General features: G+C 42.8%; 20 protein-coding genes. 12 read left to right on the forward strand and 8 right to left on the reverse strand.

Annotated features, from left to right (window positions below; all coding sequences use genetic code 11):
• Nucleotide 1 precedes the first annotated feature (1 nt).
• Complete coding sequence (locus ACWXWT_RS01945) at nucleotides 2-1,102, reverse strand: HlyD family secretion protein (RefSeq protein WP_456039936.1); 1,101 nt, start codon at nucleotides 1,100-1,102, stop codon at nucleotides 2-4.
• Between the two features lie 96 nt (nucleotides 1,103-1,198).
• On the opposite strand from ACWXWT_RS01945, the gene ACWXWT_RS01950 reads away from it, so the two are divergent.
• Together ACWXWT_RS01950 and ACWXWT_RS01955 are read left to right on the forward strand one after the other, a co-directional pair.
• The gene (locus ACWXWT_RS01950; RefSeq protein ID WP_456039937.1) at nucleotides 1,199-2,131 is read left to right on the forward strand and encodes a LysR substrate-binding domain-containing protein; all 933 of its coding nucleotides are present in this window, start codon (nucleotides 1,199-1,201) and stop codon (nucleotides 2,129-2,131) included.
• A gap of 271 nt (nucleotides 2,132-2,402) precedes the next feature.
• Nucleotides 2,403-2,525: a hypothetical protein gene (locus ACWXWT_RS01955; protein ID WP_456039938.1), complete on the forward strand. Its 123-nt coding sequence runs from the start codon at nucleotides 2,403-2,405 to the stop codon at nucleotides 2,523-2,525.
• A gap of 68 nt (nucleotides 2,526-2,593) precedes the next feature.
• Here the strand turns inward: ACWXWT_RS01955 and ACWXWT_RS01960 are convergent, their stop codons facing one another.
• Nucleotides 2,594-5,764 (reverse strand): TonB-dependent receptor, encoded by a 3,171-nt coding sequence (locus ACWXWT_RS01960; RefSeq protein WP_456039939.1) that lies wholly within the window; start codon nucleotides 5,762-5,764, stop codon nucleotides 2,594-2,596.
• Nucleotides 5,765-6,057: 293 nt separating this feature from the next.
• Between ACWXWT_RS01960 and ACWXWT_RS01965 the strand changes: the two genes are divergently transcribed.
• Nucleotides 6,058-6,864, forward strand: coding sequence for a S1/P1 nuclease (locus tag ACWXWT_RS01965; RefSeq protein ID WP_456039940.1), 807 nt, complete (start codon nucleotides 6,058-6,060; stop codon nucleotides 6,862-6,864).
• 110 nt (nucleotides 6,865-6,974) lie between these two features.
• Here the strand turns inward: ACWXWT_RS01965 and ACWXWT_RS01970 are convergent, their stop codons facing one another.
• Both ACWXWT_RS01970 and zntR read right to left on the reverse strand, forming a co-directional pair.
• Complete coding sequence (locus ACWXWT_RS01970; RefSeq protein WP_456039941.1) at nucleotides 6,975-8,471, reverse strand: SO_0444 family Cu/Zn efflux transporter; 1,497 nt, start codon at nucleotides 8,469-8,471, stop codon at nucleotides 6,975-6,977.
• 2 nt (nucleotides 8,472-8,473) lie between these two features.
• Nucleotides 8,474-8,935, reverse strand: a complete 462-nt coding sequence (gene zntR, locus ACWXWT_RS01975) for a Zn(2+)-responsive transcriptional regulator (RefSeq protein WP_456039942.1) — start codon at nucleotides 8,933-8,935, stop codon at nucleotides 8,474-8,476.
• Between the two features lie 325 nt (nucleotides 8,936-9,260).
• On the opposite strand from zntR, the gene purH reads away from it, so the two are divergent.
• The 4 genes from purH to nhaC all read left to right on the forward strand — a co-directional run bounded on the left by purH (nucleotide 9,261) and on the right by nhaC (nucleotide 14,871).
• Nucleotides 9,261-10,850 carry a bifunctional phosphoribosylaminoimidazolecarboxamide formyltransferase/IMP cyclohydrolase gene (gene purH / locus ACWXWT_RS01980; RefSeq protein WP_456039943.1) on the forward strand — a complete coding sequence of 530 codons (1,590 nt, stop codon included), beginning with the start codon at nucleotides 9,261-9,263 and terminating at the stop codon, nucleotides 10,848-10,850.
• A 327-nt stretch (nucleotides 10,851-11,177) separates the two neighbouring features.
• Complete coding sequence (gene purD / locus ACWXWT_RS01985) at nucleotides 11,178-12,479, forward strand: phosphoribosylamine--glycine ligase (RefSeq protein ID WP_456039944.1); 1,302 nt, start codon at nucleotides 11,178-11,180, stop codon at nucleotides 12,477-12,479.
• 239 nt (nucleotides 12,480-12,718) lie between these two features.
• On the forward strand, nucleotides 12,719-12,937 hold the full coding sequence (locus ACWXWT_RS01990; protein WP_456039945.1) for a hypothetical protein: 219 nt from the start codon (nucleotides 12,719-12,721) through the stop codon (nucleotides 12,935-12,937).
• 449 nt (nucleotides 12,938-13,386) lie between these two features.
• Nucleotides 13,387-14,871, forward strand: a complete 1,485-nt coding sequence (nhaC, locus tag ACWXWT_RS01995; protein WP_456039946.1) for a Na+/H+ antiporter NhaC — start codon at nucleotides 13,387-13,389, stop codon at nucleotides 14,869-14,871.
• A 34-nt stretch (nucleotides 14,872-14,905) separates the two neighbouring features.
• On the opposite strand, the gene ACWXWT_RS02000 is transcribed toward nhaC, so the two are convergent.
• Nucleotides 14,906-16,246: an NAD(P)/FAD-dependent oxidoreductase gene (locus ACWXWT_RS02000; protein ID WP_456039947.1), complete on the reverse strand. Its 1,341-nt coding sequence runs from the start codon at nucleotides 16,244-16,246 to the stop codon at nucleotides 14,906-14,908.
• A gap of 39 nt (nucleotides 16,247-16,285) precedes the next feature.
• Nucleotides 16,286-16,843: an N-acetyltransferase family protein gene (locus tag ACWXWT_RS02005; protein WP_456039948.1), complete on the reverse strand. Its 558-nt coding sequence runs from the start codon at nucleotides 16,841-16,843 to the stop codon at nucleotides 16,286-16,288.
• Between the two features lie 142 nt (nucleotides 16,844-16,985).
• Between ACWXWT_RS02005 and ACWXWT_RS02010 the strand changes: the two genes are divergently transcribed.
• From ACWXWT_RS02010 to ACWXWT_RS02025, 4 genes are all read left to right on the forward strand, one after another.
• Nucleotides 16,986-17,687: a spondin domain-containing protein gene (locus tag ACWXWT_RS02010; protein WP_456039949.1), complete on the forward strand. Its 702-nt coding sequence runs from the start codon at nucleotides 16,986-16,988 to the stop codon at nucleotides 17,685-17,687.
• 11 nt (nucleotides 17,688-17,698) lie between these two features.
• Complete coding sequence (locus ACWXWT_RS02015; RefSeq protein ID WP_456039950.1) at nucleotides 17,699-18,424, forward strand: spondin domain-containing protein; 726 nt, start codon at nucleotides 17,699-17,701, stop codon at nucleotides 18,422-18,424.
• 110 nt (nucleotides 18,425-18,534) lie between these two features.
• Nucleotides 18,535-19,269, forward strand: a complete 735-nt coding sequence (locus ACWXWT_RS02020; protein WP_182750492.1) for a response regulator transcription factor — start codon at nucleotides 18,535-18,537, stop codon at nucleotides 19,267-19,269.
• Nucleotides 19,269-20,726 carry a sensor histidine kinase gene (locus ACWXWT_RS02025; RefSeq protein ID WP_456039951.1) on the forward strand — a complete coding sequence of 486 codons (1,458 nt, stop codon included), beginning with the start codon at nucleotides 19,269-19,271 and terminating at the stop codon, nucleotides 20,724-20,726. The genes ACWXWT_RS02020 and ACWXWT_RS02025 overlap by 1 nt, the downstream gene beginning before the upstream one ends.
• A gap of 367 nt (nucleotides 20,727-21,093) precedes the next feature.
• Here ACWXWT_RS02025 and ACWXWT_RS02030 read toward each other — a convergent pair whose 3' ends face one another.
• Complete coding sequence (locus ACWXWT_RS02030) at nucleotides 21,094-21,228, reverse strand: hypothetical protein (RefSeq protein ID WP_456039952.1); 135 nt, start codon at nucleotides 21,226-21,228, stop codon at nucleotides 21,094-21,096.
• A 339-nt stretch (nucleotides 21,229-21,567) separates the two neighbouring features.
• Between ACWXWT_RS02030 and ACWXWT_RS02035 the strand changes: the two genes are divergently transcribed.
• Nucleotides 21,568-22,653, forward strand: a complete 1,086-nt coding sequence (locus tag ACWXWT_RS02035) for a hypothetical protein (RefSeq protein WP_456039953.1) — start codon at nucleotides 21,568-21,570, stop codon at nucleotides 22,651-22,653.
• Between the two features lie 184 nt (nucleotides 22,654-22,837).
• Here ACWXWT_RS02035 and ACWXWT_RS02040 read toward each other — a convergent pair whose 3' ends face one another.
• Nucleotides 22,838-23,128 carry a group II intron maturase-specific domain-containing protein gene (locus ACWXWT_RS02040; protein WP_456039954.1) on the reverse strand — a complete coding sequence of 97 codons (291 nt, stop codon included), beginning with the start codon at nucleotides 23,126-23,128 and terminating at the stop codon, nucleotides 22,838-22,840.
• Between the last annotated feature and the right edge of the window lie 157 nt (nucleotides 23,129-23,285).

Here is a 23,285-nt window from a genome sequence, read left to right on the forward strand (position 1 = left end):
ATTAATGTCCTACAGCCACAGAAGTTGAAACTGCGCCGTTTGAAGAGGGAGAATGGGCAATGGCGGTTGGCTCAGAAGTCGACTCGGTATTCACTTTCACGACAGCACTTAACCCAGGTAAAATGCGTGCAGCAGCAGATGACTGATCATTTTCAAGACGAATACGCACCGGAATTCGCTGAACAATTTTAGTAAAATTACCGGTAGCATTCTCAGCAGGTAACAAACTAAATTTAGAACCTGATGCTGGCGCTAGGCTGTCAATAAAACCAGTAAAAACATCATCAGGGTAAGCATCTAACTTAACCATCACTTTCTGACCAGGCTGCATATGTTCAATTTGAGTTTCTTTAAAATTAGCCGTGATCCACACTTGTGAATCTGGCACCAAACTAAACAACGCTTGGCCTGGCTGTACGTATTGACCCACTAACGCGCCACGTTTACCAATAACACCGGCAAATGGAGCCGTGATACGTGTATCGGCTAATTGTATATTGGTTAACTCAACACTGGCCACCGCTTGATCAACGTCGGCTTGTGCTTGCAATAACTGTGCATTAAATACAGCTAATTCACGCTGTTTAGCGACTAATGCCGCTTGCGCTTCATCCACATGCGCTGATGCGGAGTCAAAATTTGCCTGCAATTGATCAACATCATTTTGCGAGCTGTAATTACGGGCTTTTAACTTTTGCGAACGGGCTAACTGTTGCTTAGCAATTAACTGTTCTGATTGCGACGCAACCACAGAGGCTCTAGCTTGGTTAATCAATGCCTGTTGCAAATCAACCTTAGCGGCCAAGGTTTGTAAGTTGGCTTGCGAGCTGGCTAATACCGCTTTACTTTGCGCAAGCTTGGCAACAAATTGGCTATCTTCAAGTTGTGCAAGCAGCTCCCCTTTATTAACATGTTGGTTATCAACAACAGTAGATTGAACAATATAACCTGGCACTTTAACACTGATGTTCGAAATATCCGTTTCAATATAGGCGTTATCCGTTGACTCGATAAATCGAACTTGTGACCACCAATAAACACCTACGCCAACTAACGCAACGATAATACATGGCACTAACACTAACCGCTTATTGATAGACATATTTGACTCCTAATTTATTCTGCTCTAGTTTACTACTGTTTCCCTTAATTTATAAGATAGTAAAAATTCAACCCACTGTTTCACAGGTGTAACAATATGGATCTCAATCGCGTTCAAATATTCTCGCAAGTTGTAGAACAAGGCAGCTTTACCGGAGCCGCCAAAGCGTTGGGAATAACCAAAGCCACTGTGAGTCGCAAAATAGCCGATCTAGAAGCGGATGCTGGGGTGCAACTACTGTTTCGCACCACACGATCTTTAAAGCTGACTGAAGCGGGGTCGAGCTACTACCATCGCATCAGTAAAATCCTTCAAGATTTACAAAATGCCGAAGACCTGCTTAGCGCCAGCCAGCAAGACATTAAAGGCAACCTTAAAGTGATATGTCCTATCGAATTAGGCCAATTATTTCTAGGGCGAATTTTCGCACGATTTCTTGCCACTTATCCTAATATCACTATCGATGCAGAGCTCACTAACCGTAAAGTCGATGTCATCGAAGAAGGGGTCGACTTTCTCTTCCAAATTACCGAACAACATGATCCAAGATTACAATGCTATTCGTTGGTAACGGCCGGAAGAATGTTAATGGCGAGTCCTAGTTACATAGCGAAACATGGCACACCAGCATCACCACAAGATTTAATGAACCACACGGCTATAAAATTACAATCAGCCCACATTGACGGTGGCTGGCGTATTTTTGATGGCAGCCAATGGCTCGACATCGATCCCCCAGCACAACTCAAAGTGAATAATGTTACTTTTGCCCGAGAAGCCGCTATTGAAGGGCTAGGAATCACCTCTGTACCCGTTTTTATTGCACAAGAAGCCATCGATAACAACAAACTGATACCAATCTTAGAAGACTTCCCAATGATGCACACTAAAGTCACGCTAAGCTTCCCACAGCGCGTTTATTTGCCGCGAAAGTATCGCGTATTTGTAGAGTTTTTATATGCAACGTTATTTAAATACTGGGGCGAGGCTGTGCTTGAAATACCTGATTTTGTGACAAATAAAAAATGAAGACTAAAGATGAATGTTTAAGCATAAAACAATCTATGGAATAAATAGATATTTTTAGCTCGCTAGGTGCTAGTATCAAATGCATCAGGTGATTAATATCAATGTCCGAGGTAAGTTATCTCACACTCATATTCGCAATATCAATGATAAGTTTGGTTCAATAAATTGTTCAACGTTTACGTGAGTAATAGGTGACTTAATGTCACATTCGATACTGACTACAAACATTACATTATTTAGTTACGCATTACGCATACTAGGAGTTACACAAATGAGCAAAGAACGTAATAATTCAAAAGAAGCGAAGAAAAAACCGGTATTGTCATTAAAAGAGAAGCGTGCTGTTAAGCACTCTAAAAATGCACCTGAAACCTTTGCAAGTAAGATCAAATAATAGCTAAGCAACATAAAAAAATACCGAGCATTGCTCGGTATTTTTGTTAGTGGCCTATTTAGCAAATATTAAAACTTATACTTCACGCCCACTTTAAGCTGCCACGCCGATTTGTTGACATCGTATGAATCGTGAGTATCTGTCTCAATACCATCCTGACCATATGGCACAGAATAGGTATAAACACCCGTTGCTGCATTATAATCATGGTCAACCAATGTCGCACTATTGTAGCTTTGATATTCAACCACGCCCCAATCATCATTAACTAAATTGAGCACATTTTTGATATCGAAGTATAAAATCCCTTTATGCTCATCACTAAAACCAGGTAACTCCTGCGTAAAGCGGAAATCAAGTTGATGCACCCAAGGTTGGTTATCTGTACCTTTAGGCGCTATACCACCAGCATATTGACTTAATCCCAGTTCATCAATGGCGGCTTTAAACTCTTCATAAGTTAACCCATTTGCATACTCAACATTGGCATCATCTGCACCTGTTGGAATATAAGGTAAATAAGCTGAAGAACTTGAAAACGCGCTTTGATCACCCAAGTTTCCATCTTTATATGAGCCAAGCACCCAAGTTATTGGGTTGCCTTCACGCGCTTCGTAGAACAAATTAAAGCTTGAGTTATAACCAGAAACAAGTTCAACATCGTAACCTAAACTCAATGTAAAGCGGTGCGGTGTTTCATAGTAACCCGGCCCCATCGTCGTACTGTTACGATCATATTGTGTAATCGGGTATTGGTAGTTTGAAGTTGCGGTAGAAGACGAACCTTGGTTACCTTCATCTACCGAATTGTATGCGTAGCCTGCACGCAAACTTAAGCCCATATCCCATTTTTTCGCCACTGAGAAACTCAACGTTTTACTACTGCCGTCTTCTTCAGCATTGGTTAACATCAAATCATAACGTTCAGTATTACCACCAGCACCATCATTCGCTAACGAGTCCCAAGTTTCATAGACAACTCGTCCCGTTGCATCAGTTGTCACTTGGCGACGGGCTAAATCAACCCAAGCCACATCATTTTCTTTTTGGATATATAAGAACTCACCCCCAAAAAACCAATCATCGCCTAACGCGCCTAAATCCCAAGTACTATCGAAACCAATGCTTGCACGCCAATCTGAAGGTAGCTCAAAATTGGGATCTAACGTATTAGTATTACCGTCACCCCCCACCAAGCCATCCTGCGCTTGGTTTGGTACATTAGCAAAATCAGGGGTTCCCCAAGCATCATTCCAACCTTCGTTGTAGCTTAATAAACCATTACCATCATTTGAGAAGCTGTTTGACATCCAAACCGTTGGTGAGCCGCCACTATAACGCCCTACACCACCGCGTAATGTTACGTCTTCGCTTAAGACATATGTCAAACCAATACGTGGTAACCAAATGTCCATACCGTCGAATGTTTCATTATTCGCAAAACCATAACGCTCAACAAAGTTTTGGTTTAGCGCTGGGGTATCTGACATGCTAATGGTTTCATAACGCACACCGTATGTCAGCGCTAAATCCGCGTTGATATCCCATGAATCTTCGACAAATAATGCCGTTGTATCCATGTTAAAACTGGCTCCAACATCATCAGGATCACCTGATATCGCATTAGAATAGAAGAACTGATCTACAGTACCATTCTCAAAGTCTTCAATGGTATTAAATGACCAGTTACCGATAACGTTTTGAGCGAATAAGTTGAACACTTCTACGCTATTGTATTGAATACCGAAACCAATATCGTGATCACCTAGGTAATAATCCCCTACAAAACGTAACTCAAGATTTTGATTATTTAACTGATTTGCTTGACGTGACTTGTCGGTTCCAAAGACAACTTTATCACCCGAACGATCATAAGTTTGAATGCTAACGCTACCAATACCTAAATCATCAATGGTGTTTGAATTAGTGGTAGTATCTTTATAAGCGACTTTAATTTCAGTACTGAAATCATCGCTCCAATCACTGTACAAGTTAGCAGCATACGTTTCTAACTGTTCTTCTTTGTTATACCAAGCGCTGGATAACGTTAACTGCGAAGAGTTAGATGACATATTATTGGTTATATTGCCTAGCGTATATTGGTAAGTAAAACTCGCTCGATGCTGATCATTAATATTCCAATCAATTTTAGCTAATATTTTTTCATCATCCTCTTGAGGCTGAGTATCATAAGATCCAATACTATCTAAACCATAAACAGATGAGGCAATACTCTCAATTTGGGTAAATTCTGCTAACGTAACATCAGAACTTTCAGCAAGACTACTGCCCGCGGGGCCATATTCAGCTGACTTTGGTGAATCATAGCTTTCATAAGAGCCAAAGAAAAACAGCGTGTCTTTTATTAACGGAAAACCAACCGTGCCACCAAAAGTAGTTTCTTCAAAATCTTGAGACTCTCTTTTTCCTTCATCATTTGGTTGCGATTTACCTGCCATACTGTCGTTGGTAGTCTCCCAAAAAACCGTACCAGATAAATCATTAGTACCTGATTTAGTCACAGCATTAACCTGCGCCCCGGTAAAACCGCCACTACGAGCAGAATAAGGCGATACATTAAGTGCCACACTCTCTACTGCGTCGATAGAAATAGGTGAACGCTGAGTAGGATAACCATTTGAATTAAGGCCAAAATCATCGTTTTGTGAAATACCATCTACCACAAACGTGTTAAAACGGGGGTTCATGCCCGCCACACTCATTGAAATACCATCGGTACCCACAACAGCCATTGGATTTTGGCGCAACACATCTTTTAAATCCCGGCTAATCCCTGGTGCATTTGCGATATCTTGCTCACCAAAGTCACTGTTACTGCCAGCACTACGATAATAATGACTGCCCACCACACCAATGCGCTCCATCGTGGAAACCGCTTCTAACGTGCGGTTAAAGCGAAAGGTTTCACCCAAACCAAGGTAAACATTATTTTCGACCGTGTCAGCAAACTCATCCGAATCAACTTTAATAATGTAAGGACCACCGACTCGTAATCCGCGTGCCGTAAACTGACCATTTGCTGTCACAGGCACCTCAGTAACAGTACCGGTAGGTTGGTGAATAATAGTAATTTTTGCATCGGTAACAGCATTGCCCGCCGGCCCCACAATGTAACCGCGAATATCTGATGCTGTATCAGCAGCAACTGCTGGTTGAGCTATTCCCATTGCAAAACATGTCGCTAGCGCGAGACGACTCATCTTATGATTAAACAACATTTCATACCCCTGAATATTTTTATGTTCTAATGTTTAGTTACCCGTTTTCCGAGCTTGGTCAATCAATAGTGCAAAAACTTCAGGGGCGAAGTTTAGGGATAATATGTTGCACTTTAATGTCATTTTTAAACAATAAATACAACAGTAAAACCATCTTGAAATAACACAAAAATGTCACATTGTTGCTATATAGTCGCGACTCAAGTCTGCGTAATACTCATCAACAGGCCTTAGCCAATGAGAGCTAAAAACGCAGTTGGATTACGTAAAAACAACAATATAATGGAAGATTTATGAAGTCATCAGTTTTACTGAATAGCATGTTATTGCTTGTGGGAAGTCTGTTTATCGCATTAACTGTCAGCTTCCCCGTAGAAGCATTTGGTCAATTAGGGCATAGGATTGTAGGCCAAATTGCTCAAGACAATTTAACCCCAGCCGCTCAACAAAAAATAACCCAACTGACAAATGGCGAAAGCCTAGCGCAAATGTCGACTTGGGCTGATGAAATTCGCTCAGATAAAACATGGGACCGGGCTGCATCATGGCATTACATTTCTATTGAAGATAACGAAACATGGCAAAGTGTCAAACGTAATCCTGATGGCGATATCATCGAAAGTTTGCAACGATTCGAAAAAGTATTAAAAAACCCTAAAGCAAGTCAGCAAGATAAGTGGCAAGCATTAGCATTTTACGTACACTTTGTTGGAGATATTCACCAACCTCTTCATGTTGGTCACAGCCATGATAAAGGTGGAAATACAATAAAACTCAAATGGTTTGGTGATGACACTAATCTTCATGCTGTGTGGGACAGCAAGCTCATTGAACAACAGCAGTTAAGCTATACCGAGTACAGTGAGTTTTTAAACCGTATTACTGCTGAACAATACCAGCAATGGTTAGGCAAGAGTTATTATGATTGGGCTGATGAGTCAAAAAATTTACGACAGGCTACTTATCATTTAGAGAAAAATTATCAAGGTGAAGACGATTTACGCTTTCACTATGTGTTTATAAATAAGCCCATTGTTGAGCAACGTTTACAACAAGCGGGAATCAGATTAGCTGAAAAACTCAATGCCATTTTTAACTAATACCAACGCCATTAATGATTCAAAAACAAAAATATAAACAAAAGCCAGTGACATTTATCACTGGCTTTCTTATATGCTTAACTCGTTTTTAAGCCATCTAGCTTAACTTGTTACGAACAACAACTTTTTTCTTTATTACCTTTTGGGATCATGTCCCACAAGACTTTGGCCATTAACATCGCAAGCACGATGCCAGAAACCGCCACTACACCAGCTGGCAATAAAGCATGCTCTTCACCAATTTGCGGCATCACTTTAAAGCCAAATATGTCGACTAAATAATTAACCAATACACCAAAGGCTAACGACACACCGATAACACCGCCTAAATAACCATAAAGCGCACGCTTGCCTAACTCTTTAGTCACAACACCCAGTGTTGCGATATTCGTTGCAGGGCCTGCCATCATAAACACCAATACCGCCCCCGGAGACACCCCTGCTAACAATAAACCCGCCGCAATCGGGGTAGAGGCTGTGGCACAGATATACATAGGGATAGACACTAGCACCATCACTAACATGGCTAAAATACCGTCGCCCCACTTCACTAAAAAGTCTGCTGGCACGTAAGTCTGTACTAATGCTGCAAAAAATAGCCCCACCAATAGCCACAACGTTGTGTCTCTAACCAAATCGGTGGCAGCATAATGTAAGCCAGATAAAACTCGACTGAACACGCTATTGTGCTTCAGTTCTGTTGCCAAATCTTGAGTTGCAGCGCAGCAACTGGCTTCGTCACTACTTTCACTCGGCGCTTGGTTTACCGCTTTAGCGGCACAACAACTGCTTGTGGGCGCCACTTCAGCTTGTGGCTCAGTTTTACTACTGCAACTGCTTGATGTAACCGTTTCGACTTTTACTTTACTACGGCAACACGCTGAGGGTGTAGATTCAATCGTTTTATCAGTTGCTTTGCTGCTGCAACAGCTACTCTGTTTCGCTTCTAAAACATTGCCAGCTAGCAAACTCGCTTGCGCCATTGGGCTCAACACCGATTGATTCTTAACGGCTTCTGGTTTAATCGCAGTCATTTTTACGCTAGCATTTTGCATGTTGCTAGTGGCTGTTTTACATGTTGATGTCGCTTGAGAGCTGGTATCAGAGCTAGTAGTTGATTTGGACCCACAGCATGATGAAACAGGCTTGGTACTGGTTGTTGAATCATTGAGTGTTTGCGCTTTAGCAGACGCTGAAGCAGGAATACCATCATCGTCATCACGTCCCACTAACAAACCCGCCACTATCGCACTGGTAATTGCTGCTATAGGTCGTACGATGGCCATAAAAGGTCCCAGCAGCACATAAGATACGGTAATCGAATCGACACCGGTTTCTGGAGTCGACACTAAAAATGAAGTTGTTGCCGCTTTCGATGCACCTGCGCGGCGTAAACCGACAGCAGCAGGAATAACGCCACACGAGCATAAAGGTAAAGGCGCGCCTAATAATGCTGCTTTCACTACGGTTTTCATTCCATGTCCGCCAAGTTGCTTTTGCATCCATGCCATCGGCACAAACACTTTAAGCAACCCAGCTAACACCAAGCCCAGTAATAACCACGGCGCAGACTCTAAAAACAAGTGCATAAAATTGGTCAATAACATAATTAGTCCTTATGACCTGATTGAGTAAAATGATGATGCTCTTTTTTGGCAACAATATGCTTATCAGACGACTCTAATGCCTCAAGTATTGAGCAATGCTCGGCGCTATCGGGGCCACCACAACAGGTGTTAGATAAACTTTTCAGCGAGGTCGCAAAATGTTGCAACTCAGCTAATTTGGCTTCGACTTGCTCAAGCTTGGAATCAACTAAGCTTTTTACATCTGCGCAAGCCCGATTGGACTTATCGACTTCAATCGACAATAAATCGGCAATATCGTTAAGTGAAAACCCAACGGCTTTGGCACGTAAAATAAACTTAAGACGTTCGGAATCGCTATGGTTATATAATCGATAGCCAGAGTCTGTTCTGCTTGATGGTGACAACAGACCGTGTTTTTCATAAAACCGCAATGTGTCAGCTTTAATGTCGTACAAGGCAGAAAGCTCACCTATTCGATACATACTGTAACCTCAACGAAAATAATTTATGAACATTACCATCTAAATGTGACTCAAGTATAAACCTTGGAGTTTAATCCAAGGTCAAGGGTTATTTCATCATTATCTCTGGGTATCTTTGTTCTTATTTCAATATTGTGAAATCACGCAGAAAAAACACCCAATAGAAGCGGTTTGCGATAAAATACGTCCGCCTAATCACAACGTAGTTAGCCTTGAGGGTGTTAAGTAATCTAAAAACACCATGAGGGACTTTGGTAAAACAGACTTACATTGACTCTGTTTTACTAAAGATCCTTAAAATCAAACTAGTGGACCCTGTACCTACATGAATAATGTCAGACCAATTCGTCGCGCGCTATTAAGCGTATCAGATAAAACTGGAATCCTTGAATTTGCACAAGCGCTGCATGCACAAGGTGTTGAACTCTTATCTACAGGCGGTACTGCAAAGTTACTTGCCGACAATAATATCCCGGTAATGGAAGTGTCTGACTATACAGGCCACCCAGAAATAATGGATGGCCGTGTTAAAACTCTACACCCGAAAATTCATGGTGGCATTTTAGCTCGTCGTGGCATTGACGAAATGGTAATGGAACAAAACGCCATTAACCCTATCGATTTAGTTGCGGTTAACTTATATCCATTTGCTGAAACTGTGGCAAAACCAGGTTGCACCTTAGCCGACGCTGTTGAGAACATCGACATTGGCGGCCCAACCATGGTGCGCTCGACGGCCAAAAACCACAAAGACACCACAATTGTGGTTAATGCTAAAGACTACAGTCGCGTCATTACAGAGATGCAAGCCAACAACGGCAGCACTACACTCGCAACACGTTTTGACTTAGCCATTGCAGCCTTTGAACATACCGCTGCTTACGACGGAATGATCGCCAATTACTTTGGTACTATGGTGCCAGCACACAGCAAAGATGAGTGCCACGACGATTCTACATTCCCACGTACGTTCAATTCACAGTTCATCAAAAAGCAAGATTTACGCTACGGTGAAAACAGCCATCAAAAAGCCGCCTTTTATGTTGATACGCAAATTGATGAAGCCTCAGTTGCCAGTGCAATTCAGCTACAAGGTAAGGCACTGTCTTACAACAATATCGCCGATACTGATTCGGCACTTGAATGCGTTAAAGAATTCGAAGGCCCAGCCTGCGTTATCGTTAAGCATGCTAACCCTTGTGGTGTGGCATTAGGCGCTAACTTATTAGAAGCATATGACCGCGCATTTAAAACCGACCCAACATCAGCATTTGGTGGCATCATCGCCTTTAACCAAGAGTTAGATGCACAAACGGCACAAGCCATTGTTGACCGTCAGTTTGTTGAAGTGATTATCGCGCCAACGGTCAGCCAAGCAGCACGCGATATTGTTTCAACCAAAGCCAACGTGCGTTTACTTGAGTGTGGCGTGTGGAACACTCAAACCACCACCCTAGATTACAAGCGTGTTAATGGCGGCCTGTTAGTGCAAGACCGCGATCAAGGTATGGTGAGTTTAACCGACGTTAAAGTGGTATCGAAGCGTCAACCAACCGCTGAAGAACTAAAAGACTTAATGTTCTGCTGGAAAGTGGCTAAGTTTGTTAAATCTAACGCCATTGTGTACGCCAAAGATGGCATGACAATTGGTGTCGGTGCAGGCCAAATGAGCCGCGTTTACTCAGCTAAAATCGCCGGCATTAAAGCAAGCGATGAGGGTTTAGTGGTTGAAAACTCAGTAATGGCATCAGATGCGTTTTTCCCATTCCGTGATGGTATCGACGCCGCTGCAGCTGCGGGTATTAGTTGTATCATCCAACCAGGTGGTTCTATTCGCGATGAAGAAATCATCGCCGCAGCAGACGAGCACGGTATGGCCATGGTGTTTACTGGCATGCGTCACTTCCGCCACTAATAAACGCTAATATCAAATATGGGTATCGCTTATCAATCATGCTTTTGCAAACATAGATAACAAGCGATACTTTTTAAATTTTGTTCAAACGAATTAGAGCATAGCTATTTTTTCTAGTTCAATAAAAAGCACGCGCAGCTTATAAGCATAAGTGAGCATGCTTGAAGCAGAAATAGAGAACATAGCGCAGCTATTAAAATGTTGTTTAAACGAATTAGAGCATAGCTATTTTTTCTAGTTCAATGAAAGCACGCGGAGCTTATAAGTATAAGTGAGCATGCTTGAAGCAGAAATAGAGAACATAGCGCAGCTATAAAAGGATTAAAGATGCAAGTACTTATAATTGGTGGTGGCGGTCGTGAACATGCTCTAGCTTGGAAAGCGGCTCAGTCTGCTCAAGTTGAAAAAGTGTTTGTTGCACCCGGTAATGCTGGTACGTCTTTAGAACCTAAGTTAGAAAACGTAGCCATTGATGTCGAGCAAATTGACGCACTTGTCACCTTTGCCAAAGATAATGCCATCGCGATTACGATTGTCGGCCCAGAAGTACCATTATCGCTAGGCGTAGTTGATGCTTTTAATGCAGCTGGTTTAGCCATTTTTGGCCCAACCAAAGGCGCGGCACAGCTTGAGTCTTCAAAAGCTTTTACTAAAGACTTTTTGGCTCGCCATCACATTCCAACGGCAGAATATTCAAACTTCACCGACATCGTTCCAGCTAAAGCGTACGTTACCGAACTCACAAACAAAACAGGCTTTCCGGTTGTCATTAAAGCCGATGGTTTAGCAGCGGGTAAAGGTGTCATCATCGCTGCGGACCAAGCCCAAGCCGATGCAGCCATTGACGATATGCTAGCAGGTAATAAGTTTGGTGATGCCGGTTCACGTGTGGTAATTGAAGAATTCTTGAAGGGTGAAGAAGCCAGCTTTATTGTCATGGTAGACGGCAAGAATATTCTTGCTATGGCCACCAGCCAAGACCATAAAGCCCGCGATAATGGCGACTATGGCCCTAATACTGGCGGCATGGGAGCCTATTCTCCAGCACCCGTTGTGACTCAAGCGGTACACGATTGGACTATCGCTAATGTTATCCGTCCAACGGTAGATGGCATGGCCGCTGAAGGTAACGTTTATACCGGCTTCTTATACGCAGGTTTAATGATTTCACCAGACGGTAGCGCGAAAGTGCTTGAATACAACTGCCGCTTTGGCGACCCAGAAACCCAACCTATTATGATGCGTTTGCAGTCAGATATTGTAGAACTTTGTTTAGCCGCAACTCGTGGCGAATTAGACAAAGTAACAGCGGAGTTTGACTCGCGTGCAGCGGTAGGGGTTGTGTTAGCCGCTGGCGGTTATCCAGATGCTTATCACAAAGGTGATGTCATTGACGGCTTAACCCTTGGCGATACTAACGGTAAAGTGTTCCATGCTGGTACTAGCATTAAAGACGGCCATGTTGTCACTAACGGCGGCCGCGTATTATGTGCCACAGCATTAGGTAACACGGTCACAGAAGCGCAAAAGTCGGCTTACGCATTAGTCGATGCCATTCATTGGGATGATGTGTATTTCCGTACTGATATTGCCTATCGCGCCATTGCGCGCGAGCAAGTTAAAAACTAATCATTATAATTTAGTTTGGTTCGCTAAAAACCTGTGATGGCAACATCACAGGTTTTTTTGCATTTTAAAGATTAATTACTGTTTAGATTTGTCATAAGTCGCAATTTTAGTGATCTAGATCACAAAACAATACCTATTCAAAGAGCAACCTAATAGTCAGAAAGGAGTGTATTTGTTTTTTCTATTACGCAACTCCTTGTATTTTACATAACCTACTCATAATGATTTTGGAGGATTAAATGAAACTCTCTAGCAGCGACCTGATTTATCAAGGTGAAAAATCAGGAGTGCATAATTGGAATACCTTCTCAGGTACTTCATTTTATTGGCATCCAGATTGGTTGCATATTGCAGAAGATATGACAGGCCACAAAGCCACAGAAAAAGTGGAAGCCGCGAATGGTAAAGCAACAAAGGCTGATGCAGAAAAAGCCATCTTGAAGCATTTAAATAAGTAATATTTACGGCGTGTTAGGCAATGCTGATCCATAAACGTTATCAAACGTAAAAAAATCGCACCTTTCTGTGAGGATATCTCTGGTAACAGTAGATATCCTCAGCGGTTATTTATTCACGCCTCGCTTATAGCATATAAAACCACTTAAAATAGTTAATCAAGCACCTCATTCATTTGCAGCAGCAATAACCCACCCAAAATTTATTATTCAAAGCTAACAATGTTCGACTTATCACATCTTTTTATGTCAGGATATGCATCTGTTAAAAATAAGTTATCAACTTATGAACAACAAACCTTAGGCAGAGATATTCGACGGTGAACCATTCTCACTTTCAAATATTTATTTAATCTCTACGACCTGATTTGAAATCAATAATAATTAACAACAACTAACACCAAATCGCTTTATCGATATTGGTCAATAATAATGATAATAAAGGACCTTCCATGTCTCAAACGATCTCATCAGATCACAAGCAACCCAGCTTGCTTGATGCACTCATACCCGTTTTTGCGTTGGTCATCATGCTCGCGGCTGCGGTTTATTTGTTTTCATCGGATAGCTCATCAGGCGCTAACCAAATCGCATTAGTGTTAGCAGCATGTATTGCCATGATCATCGGCTATAAAAATGGTTATAGCTGGCACCAAATGGAGCGCGGCATAATAAGAAGTATTGGGGTTGCGACGGGTGCTTTATTGATTCTATTCAGTGTAGGGTCGCTCATTGGCACGTGGATTTTAGCCGGTACCGTACCGACCATGATTTATTATGGTATGCAAATACTTAACCCAGACTACTTTTATACTGCCTGCTGTTTATTGTGCGCGGTGGTTGCCATTAGTATTGGTAGCTCTTGGACCGTTGCTGGCACCCTTGGTATTGCTTTAGTAGGTATTGCATCAGCAATGGGGCTAGACGTTAACATTACCGCCGGTGCTATTATCAGTGGCGCGTATTTTGGCGACAAAATGTCACCAATGTCAGACACCACAAACCTTGCACCTGCGGTTGCGGGTACTGATATATTTCGCCATATCCGGCACATGACTTGGACCACAGTACCCAGCATTATCATTGCCCTTATTGGTTTTACCTTTTTAGGCCTCACAGCAGAGCCTGCACCGATTGAAAACCAACTCGCCGATACCTTGGCATTATTGGATAAGACCTACAGCCCAGGGCTACATTTGTTAATCCCGTTATTAGTGGTGTTGTATTTAGCTAACCGCAAAATGCCAGCGTTTCCAACGGTCATATTAGGTACCTTAGCTGGTGCAGTATGCGCAGCGTTATTTCAGTTTGATAACGTGATTGCCTTTGTACACGACGACACCCTAGTGCCGATTGTGGCGTTAGTGAAAGGTTTATGGATAGCCATGTTTGACGGCTATGTCGCCAATACTGGTGACGAGGTGTTAGACAGTTTATTAAGCCGTGGCGGCATGAGTAGCATGGTCACTACAGTGTGGTTAATTCTGTGTGCGATGGCCTTTGGTGGCGTAATGGAAGTCACTGGATTATTGAATCGTATTTTAGAAAGTATTCTCACCGTCGTAACAGGCTCCGCTAGCTTAATTATTACCACCCTTGGAGTGTGTATTGGCGCTAACATCATTACTGCGGACCAATACATTGCCATTGTACTGCCAGGACGAATGTTAAAAGTAGAATACACTCGCCGTAAATTGGCCGCGGTTAATTTAAGCCGCTCGCTAGAAGACTCGGCAACCGTAACCAGTCCGCTAGTGCCATGGAATACCTGTGGTGCCTTTATGGCCAGTACACTTGGGGTAGCGACTGTCGCTTACCTGCCCTACGCCTTCTTTAACTTAGTGTGTCCGTTTATTAGTGCATCTTATGCTTATTTCAATTTTAAAATTGAACCGTTAGACGAAACTAAAATAAGCACTGGCGAAGTCGTTGGTTAACTAAGAAGTCGTCGGTTAACCTAGAAATGAGCCGTTAACCAAAGCGATCTTTCAACCAACCATAATGATAATAACCCCATTGCCCAAGCCGTCTTGCTTGGGTAAAGGGGAATTCAGGCAAAGGTTGTTGATACAAAGGTAAATTCGGTAATGTTTCTCCAGCAATACTTTGCGCTAAGCGATACGCAGCTTGGCTACTAAAAGATACTCCCGCACCACAATATCCTAAGCTGTACCCTACGCCACCTTTGCTATACACATGGGGCATATCATCCATTGCCGCAGCAATCCAACCCGTCCAATTATAAGCAATCGCTTTATTGGTTAGGCTTGGAAAGCACTTGTTTAATGCTATTTTTAAGCGCTCACCATAAACGGGATTCGCAGCATCTTTGCCCCACACCGCACCACGACCGCCAAACAACAATCGATTATCGGGTAATAAACGGTAATAGTATTTTAAAATACGGGTGTCCATGGTCACTTGGTGAGTATGTAAACCTGCCTCTGCAAGCTCTTGAGCGGTAAGTGGCTCGGTGACAATCACATTGCTTAATATCGGCAAAAACTTATCGTCTATACGCTGGTTAAACCGTTTAGGCGTATAAGCATTACCCGCCATGACCACTTTATTGGCAATCAGCTCACCTTTATCGGTAATTAAACGGTGTTTACCGCCCTCTTCAATCCAATCTAATACGCAAGATTGCTCAGAAATAGTCACGCCTTGGTTTTGTACCATCGACTTATAACCCAGTAGTAATTTAAGCGGATTGAGACCAAAACCGTCTTTTAAACGCAGCGCGCCATAGGCCTGATGATGATCTAAATACTGAGCCCGAAAATCTTGGCTTGAGATAAACTCGGCACCTGAGTCTTGGCTATCGGCTAAATTTTGTTGAATGTAGTTAGCAGCATTTTGCAGCGTAACTAATGCTTTAGGATTATGCGCCACCTTCAAGTAACCCGCTTCTTGCGGTTCACAATCAATATTGTGTTGTTTTATCAGCCCATCAACTCTAGCTACCGCTTGAGTGAATTCATCGTATATACCCTTGGTCGTTGCTAAGTCCCAACGCTCAGTCATGGCGGCATAACCTAATCGACCTGAACCTTTTAACACAAAACCGGCATTACGGGCACTGGCACCAAAACCGACTTGGTTGGCCTCTAACACATGGCAATCTATATTGAATTCGGTTGCCAAATAATAAGCTGTTAATAAGCCTGTGTAGCCACCACCCACAATAGCCACATCGATTTGTTGGCGGCCAGACAATGCAGCAGTTGGTGCGGGTAAGACTTGAGTGCTTGCCCAATAGCTAGGGGCAAACGTTTGATTATTAGGATGAGAGCTAATCAGCGGATCGTACATATTGGTCTTCTTTTTTATTATTGATTTACAGAGCAGACATTAAAATAGCAGTAGCATTTCACTGGCAACGCAATGGCAGTCTTCATCGCATATTACGCAAATGTAATCATCACCCATATAACGTTGATGCCAGCGTTGTGGGTGTTGAGCAATCAATTTCCCTCCCGCCTTAGTAAAATAACGCACCGCAGCATTATTAGGACTTTGCTGCCATAAATGGCTGACCCCCGCTTTAGCCCCTTGAGCAATAACCGCAGCTTTAGAGGCGGCTAATAGCTCCCCACCAAGCCCTTGACCACGGGCAGATTCTGCAATGGTGTTGGATTTGAAATAACACACATCTTCAAATTTCACGTTCCACTTATCAACAGTACACCATTGATCTTGTGGCCATTGACCTGCGGCATACGTTAACCGGAAACCAATAAGTTGTTCATTTTCAAGCGCGACAAAATTGGCATTAATGTCATTTTTAATGCCTTTGTGATAAATCGCGGTGAGTTCAGCAGTATCCATATAACCACTGCCATGGACAATTTCACCGAGTGCGATTACCGCATCAAAGTCAGCGGGAGTCAGTTGTCTAATCATAATCATTATTATTTTTGTTGGTTTGAACTCACTTTATCACACGTTATTATCGTCAAGTTAACGATGTTAACCTTTTGTGATAATTTGGCGATAAGTAGGTGAGATCGCTTGTGCATACTGGCTGCAATTAAACAAAAGGAGCTCGGTTATGAAACGTACACTAGTGACTGCAAGTCTTATGGCTGCTGGATTATTTAGCCTGCCAACTTTGGCAGCGGATATTGAAGTTAGCGTGACCAATTTAACTCACGGAAATCACTTTACCCCTATTTTGATCGCAGCCCACGACGCTGACAGCCACCTATTTCAAGTCGGAACTGAAGCATCCGCAGCCTTACAAAAAATGGCTGAAGGCGGCGACATTGCCGACTTAGATGCTGCGGTAACCGGCAATGCAGGCGTCACATCAGCAAATCCTGCAACGGGGTTACTTGCCGCAGGTGCAAATGTTAGCGACGTAATGCTTGATACTGGCGACAACACCCATTTATCTATTGTAGCCATGGTGTTACCAACAAATGATGCCTTTATGGGGCTAGATGGTTGGGAAATCCCTACCGAAGCGGGCACGTACACTATGTACGTCAATGCTTATGATGCTGGCACAGAAGCCAATGATGAAATCATTAATGGCGGCGGCATGTCAGGCGTACCGGGTATTCCTGCAGCACCAGGTGGTGACGGTGGAGCTAATGGCACTGGCGTGATGGATAACTCTGACAATAGCAATGTACATACTCACCCTGGCGTTTTAGGTGACATGGACCCTGCTGGTGGAATGAGTGATTTAGACGGTCGCGTTCATCGCTGGTTGAACCCTGTAGCCAAAGTTGTGGTGACAGTAAAATAAGGAGGTAGCCCATGAAACGCACTGACTTTACACTTAAGCCCAGCTTAATTGCCATGCTGGCTGCTGCAACCCTGCTTACCGCCTGTGGCGATGACAACGATGATGATACTACTGTTGTTGTCACCCCGCCTGCGCCAGTGATGCAAACCTTCACGGTGACAGTGACTAACCTGACGGCTAACCAACCAATGTCGCCGGTTATCTTAGCCTCTCATGCTAGTGATGCCATGTTATGGAACGCCGGTGAAATGGCCAGCGAAGCACTCGAGAAAATGGCTGAAGGTGGTGATACTGCCGACATAGCAGCACTAAGCGTGATCAATAGCAGTGTTAATGGCACAGGCTTATTAATGCCTGGGATGTCAGAAACGCTCACCTTAACCTTAGATGAAGCCGACGTAGCGAGCATTAGTTTAGCCACCATGTTGGTTAACACTAACGATGCCTTTACCGGTATTAACAGTTACACCATTGCCGGTATGGAAGTGGATGCAACAACCGCGATGAAGTTTATGGCTTATGACGCAGGCACTGAAGCTAACAGCGAAGCCAAAGGCACTATGCCAGGACCCGCTGATGGCGGCGAAGGGTTTAATGCCAGTCGAGATGATGTCGACTTTGTGCATATTCATCCTGGTGTTATTTCAATGTACGACGGCTTAGCCGATTCGGTACTGGGTGCATCGCACCGTTTTGACAACCCAGTGTTAGCTGTCACTATTATGCGTACTGAATAATCTTAATCGGTCGTATCGACTGAATGAATTTCAACCACATTGAAATTTATTCTCCTCAAAGCGGGTCTAAGTATTAATGCAATTACTGGATTTGCTTTGAGGAAGTCACCATGAATGGAACCGCGAAACATAATGGCCATGTTTGTCCGCAACATATTTTGCTAGTCGAAGACGAACAAGACTTGGCTAAGTTAATCATACTTAACCTCAAAGCACTCAACTACAGCGTCGACCACGCCACCACCTTGAAGCAAGCCATGCACATAATCGAGCATAAAAAGCTCGACCTGATATTAATGGATCGCATGCTCCCCGATGGTGATGGCATTATGCTGTGTGAGCAACTACGCCAAGACGGTAAGGAAGTCCCGCTGATGCTATTAACCGCCAAAGATTCAGAAGCAGATGTGGTACTGGGCCTTGAAGCTGGGGCAGATGATTATCTCGTCAAACCCTTTAGCGTATTAGAGCTGCGCGCACGGGTAAAAGCACTATTAAGACGCGGCAAAGCCCAACATGAACAAACCCAACAAATTGAATTTAACAGCGTAACCATTAACTCCAGTACCCGTGAAGTTACCGCGTTTAATAAAGCATTAACCCTCACCGCCCGCGAGTTTGATTTACTGCTATTTTTAGCCAAGCACCCGCAACAAGTCTTTAGCCGCATGCAACTGTTAGAAGCAGTATGGGGTTATCACTACGACGGCTATGAGCACACTGTAAACAGTCACATAAACCGTTTACGTAACAAGCTTTCTTTGTGCTCACCTGAACATGATCTTGTCAAAACAGTGTGGGGCGTAGGCTACAAATTTTCACCACCAGAGGTGCAAGCCCACTAATGAATCGCTTATTTAATCGGTTGTTTTTAGCATCCACAATCATCGTGTTATTATTGTTTGTCGTGTTATGGCAATGGCTACAACTTAATCATGAATTTAGCCGTAACCAAATTCAGCAATCACTGCACCTACAACTTGCCGAACACATGGCGCACATCAACCCTTTATTATCGCAAGGGATAACGTCAGACGCTGCGCTTAAAGAAGCCTTTCACGACTTTATGTTGCTAGGCCCAAGTTTTGAAATTTACACCTTAGACCCCGATGGCAACGTGATTGCTTATGACGCCAAAGAAGAAAAAATTAAAACTCACCGAGTCGATACGGCAATCATTCAGCAGTTTTTAAATGGCAACAGCCTACCTGTACTTGGCACAGATCCGCGCAGCGAAGATACCCACAAGATTTTTTCCGCCAGTAAACTTGTCACTGAAGATGGACTTCATAGTGGTTATTTATATGTCATCATCGGCGGAGAAGATTACGACAGTTGGCAAGCACTCATCAATGCCGAAAACCAACCTAAAATCTGGGGCGCTACAATCGGTTTTTGGATCATTTTTGCTTTAGTGCTATTCGTGATTTTATTGCGTTATTTTACCCGCCCAATCCAAAAGCTCGCACAAGACTTAACCGAACTTAAAAACACCCCGATGTCAGACAAACTGATGCTCCCCCAGCGCTATCGTGGCAGCTTAGAAATAAGCCAGCTCAGCCATCATATCAATCATTTATTGCAAGAAATCCAATTGCAGCAACAGCAAGTGAAACGCCAACAACAGGCAAAACACGACTTTTTACTGCATTTATCACATGACTTAAAAACCCCACTTACCGCATTGTTAGGTTATATCGATACTTGGTTAATATTACCCGAGCACGAACGGGACGAAGCGTTGATCCAATATGCAGCAAACTCAGGCCAAACCTTGCAACAACTGCTGGCACAGTTATTAGAATTGGCCGCCCTAGAAAATGGCCAAATCGATGCGCAACTGCAACAAGTCAACCTCAGCGAACTGCTTAGCGATATTGAACAAACCTTTACCCCACGAGCCAAAAAGCTCGGGGTTCAATTAGATTTCGACATCAATCATGCCAGCCAAATCTATACCGACCCTGCACTAATGCGCCGCATACTCAACAACTTGGTCGATAACGCCCTGCGCTACACTCCCGCTGGTGGCAAGATTCAAATCATCAACGCACAACACAACGGCCAGCAATGGTTAACGGTACGTGACACTGGCGCAGGCATGCACAAGCATGAAGTTGATGCCTTGAAACAATTGTCGATGACAAGGTTGTCGTTTGAAGCGAATCAAAGCCTGCCACAACTCGGCGTCGGACTCGCCATTGTCAGGCAATTATTAAGCTTATTGAAATGCAGAATTGAAATAGACAGCCAACCAGGTGTTGGCAGTGAATTTAAGATAGAGCTGGTAACGCAGAGTTAATCTCATTTTTAAATCGCAAATGATCAGCGATTTCTTTGTATCTTAAATTAGTACTGGCTCAGTTTTGTTTATCATTAAGCTTCAAAGTAAACAAAATCAATGATATCTAAACAGAAGAATTAGAACTAAGTTCTAACAAAAAAATTGAACTTCTGTGAGTTAACAATATGACCTGCGGCCACTAATGTCGTGGCGCTTCACCCACACCAGATTAACATCGCAAGGTTCCACCCTGCACGGGCCAAAAGGGGATCAACAGCAATCCCCTCTTGGATCACCCCTGCCGTTCCGGCAACATTTTCGCTTTTTAACCAAACAACAGCAGCGAAAAAATTGCGACGGAAATTGCTCTAGCTTTGCCCCTATTTTAGTGTTCTTCAGCCCATCTTGATGTAAAGAGTGAAAATGCTAAAAAGTGCATGATTTTTGAAGGGGTCGTACTGCTTAACACTTCATCAGTATCTGGCTTATAAATATCGGATAAGTATCCTGTGTAAGCCATATTTCCCACCTTTATTTTGTGTGTACTGTATACAAAAATAGTTGTAATGGTTTTTAGCGTTTTTTTAAGTTGAATCGGCTAATAAATAAGCGAAAGTAGTACGATAAATAATTTGTTTATTTTGTAATAAATTGAAATAAATGTGTTTTTATTTCCTGTTGAATATTGAGTCCACTTTTAACGCGCAAGCCCGCTTTTATTGGTCAGTAGAATAACTAAAACTGCTTTACAACAATAAGATAGCAAATGTAGTATGTTATTAATCAATAACTTGAATGGCCGACTTTAAATTTACTTTGCCGTTCAATAAGCTGTTATACCCTTTAAGGAGTGGTCAGGTTGTCTCTTACATATGGAAAGATTTTTCAATCAGAAATAGATAAATTCTTAGAGCAATTTCAATCCCTCATGTATGACGGCTACTCAGCGTCTAATGTTTGTGAGCTAGTATCTTCTTTAGGAACAAAGCTGGAGTTATTTTTTAAAAACTCAGTCTTCCCTCAAAAGAATCCTAGAGACAATTTAAATTCATTTATCAATGAGTTGACGACAGTTGCTCAATTTCGATCCTTGGATTATGAAAACTTTCACGACTTTAGAAAGATTTATAACAAAGCTAAACATGATCCAAATGCAAATTTAGATCTATTGGTGGTTATAGAAAATATTAAAGCAATGAAGTTGCTTGTTAATACTCTGGTTGAAATAGGTGTTGGTGACATTTCAAAAGCACCAAAAAGCCTCGCAAAGCGGGTATATTGGTTATCAGCTTATGATCATTATATTGATGGAGATACAGAGGTTCATATAATTATTCCAGGGGATACGGATCATTGGTTAGGACCTCCAACCTTCGATCGTGTGAATATCAAATTATTAGACTGGGACGAAGTCAAAAATAAGCTTGGCTCTTGTGGGGTTCTAAAAGATGGTGAAGAGTATATACCCCAAAGACAGGTTGAAATTCTAAGAAAGGATAGCGATTTTTTATCAGCGCATGTGTGGGAAGGAGAATATAAGTTACTTTTGAGAGTGTTGACTCAACACGAGCTTCGTTTGAACTTGATTGCAGGCTTGAATCGGCATGATACAGCTCATAATATGCAGGTTGCATTTTTAATGGCCACGCTTGATGTACTAACGCCTGAAGTGTCTCTGACGGAGTTCCGTAGTGCTATTAAGCAATGTGCCATCGACTACTATGGAGTTCCTAAAGAGTATGAACATACAGATCATTTTTTAGATGGCATGATTAGCTTCATAAATGGGGTAGAAGCAGACAAGTGGGAGAATATTCATGGGCCTACATGGTTATCAGAAGATAAATTTAACCAAAAGCTACAGAGTGCAACTTCTGCTCACGCAAATAAATATATGCTAATTGATAGCACGCATACAATATTGATGAAATGGTCAGCAAAATAGTAGCTATAATCGGGTAGCCGGAGGTATCTAGCCTCCATCCCCCACACCACCCTGCATGCGGCTCCGCACAGGGCGGTTCATTTAGAACACCTAACTAGCTTTCTGGTTAGGATATTGAACTGCGATCCATCCGTCTCTCAATGAATATAATCCTGCTTTCTTCACTATTTATTCGAGCTTGACATTACTCAATATCTTTTCTGTGTCCTTGGTCATCACTTAAAACAAGAGTCGAGCTACGCCAAGGGCCTTTACTTGTGATACCACAAGCAACAGCGGCTTGGATCCTGACGCCACGCTCAAGTAAATTCTGTACCTTGGTCCGTGGTTTTCGCCACTGACGCCAGTAGCACATACGTACGCGACGACGAATCCAATGGTCTAAATCCATACACCCTTGATAAGCGTTGGCTATGCCAAAGTAGTTGATCCAGCCTTGCATGTATTGCCGCACTTTAAACAGCTGATAACTCATACTCACGCCCCAGTTTCGGTTCGTTTATCGTCTCATCTTTTGTTTGAAAACGTGCAATGTTTTAGCATGCCACTGGATCTTGCCTCGGTTAAATGTAAACCCAAGAAACTTGCTTTGACCTACCTTAACCACTTGGCTTTTCTGTTCATTAACGGCC

The organism is Shewanella sp. A22, from assembly GCF_053850585.1.

Coding starts and splice junctions, on each gene's coding strand:
- ACWXWT_RS01970 (WP_456039941.1), bottom strand. CDS start 8,471: ATGTTATTGACCAATTTTATGCACTTGTTTTTAGAGTCTGCGCCGTGG.
- ACWXWT_RS02020 (WP_182750492.1), top strand. CDS start 18,535: ATGAATGGAACCGCGAAACATAATGGCCATGTTTGTCCGCAACATATT.
- purH (WP_456039943.1), top strand. CDS start 9,261: ATGAATAATGTCAGACCAATTCGTCGCGCGCTATTAAGCGTATCAGAT.
- ACWXWT_RS01990 (WP_456039945.1), top strand. CDS start 12,719: ATGAAACTCTCTAGCAGCGACCTGATTTATCAAGGTGAAAAATCAGGA.
- ACWXWT_RS02015 (WP_456039950.1), top strand. CDS start 17,699: ATGAAACGCACTGACTTTACACTTAAGCCCAGCTTAATTGCCATGCTG.
- ACWXWT_RS01960 (WP_456039939.1), bottom strand. CDS start 5,764: ATGTTGTTTAATCATAAGATGAGTCGTCTCGCGCTAGCGACATGTTTT.
- ACWXWT_RS02000 (WP_456039947.1), bottom strand. CDS start 16,246: ATGTACGATCCGCTGATTAGCTCTCATCCTAATAATCAAACGTTTGCC.
- ACWXWT_RS02025 (WP_456039951.1), top strand. CDS start 19,269: ATGAATCGCTTATTTAATCGGTTGTTTTTAGCATCCACAATCATCGTG.
- ACWXWT_RS01950 (WP_456039937.1), top strand. CDS start 1,199: ATGGATCTCAATCGCGTTCAAATATTCTCGCAAGTTGTAGAACAAGGC.
- nhaC (WP_456039946.1), top strand. CDS start 13,387: ATGTCTCAAACGATCTCATCAGATCACAAGCAACCCAGCTTGCTTGAT.
- zntR (WP_456039942.1), bottom strand. CDS start 8,935: ATGTATCGAATAGGTGAGCTTTCTGCCTTGTACGACATTAAAGCTGAC.
- ACWXWT_RS02005 (WP_456039948.1), bottom strand. CDS start 16,843: ATGATTATGATTAGACAACTGACTCCCGCTGACTTTGATGCGGTAATC.
- purD (WP_456039944.1), top strand. CDS start 11,178: ATGCAAGTACTTATAATTGGTGGTGGCGGTCGTGAACATGCTCTAGCT.
- ACWXWT_RS02040 (WP_456039954.1), bottom strand. CDS start 23,128: ATGAGTTATCAGCTGTTTAAAGTGCGGCAATACATGCAAGGCTGGATC.
- ACWXWT_RS01945 (WP_456039936.1), bottom strand. CDS start 1,102: ATGTCTATCAATAAGCGGTTAGTGTTAGTGCCATGTATTATCGTTGCG.
- ACWXWT_RS02030 (WP_456039952.1), bottom strand. CDS start 21,228: ATGGCTTACACAGGATACTTATCCGATATTTATAAGCCAGATACTGAT.
- ACWXWT_RS02010 (WP_456039949.1), top strand. CDS start 16,986: ATGAAACGTACACTAGTGACTGCAAGTCTTATGGCTGCTGGATTATTT.
- ACWXWT_RS01965 (WP_456039940.1), top strand. CDS start 6,058: ATGAAGTCATCAGTTTTACTGAATAGCATGTTATTGCTTGTGGGAAGT.
- ACWXWT_RS01955 (WP_456039938.1), top strand. CDS start 2,403: ATGAGCAAAGAACGTAATAATTCAAAAGAAGCGAAGAAAAAACCGGTA.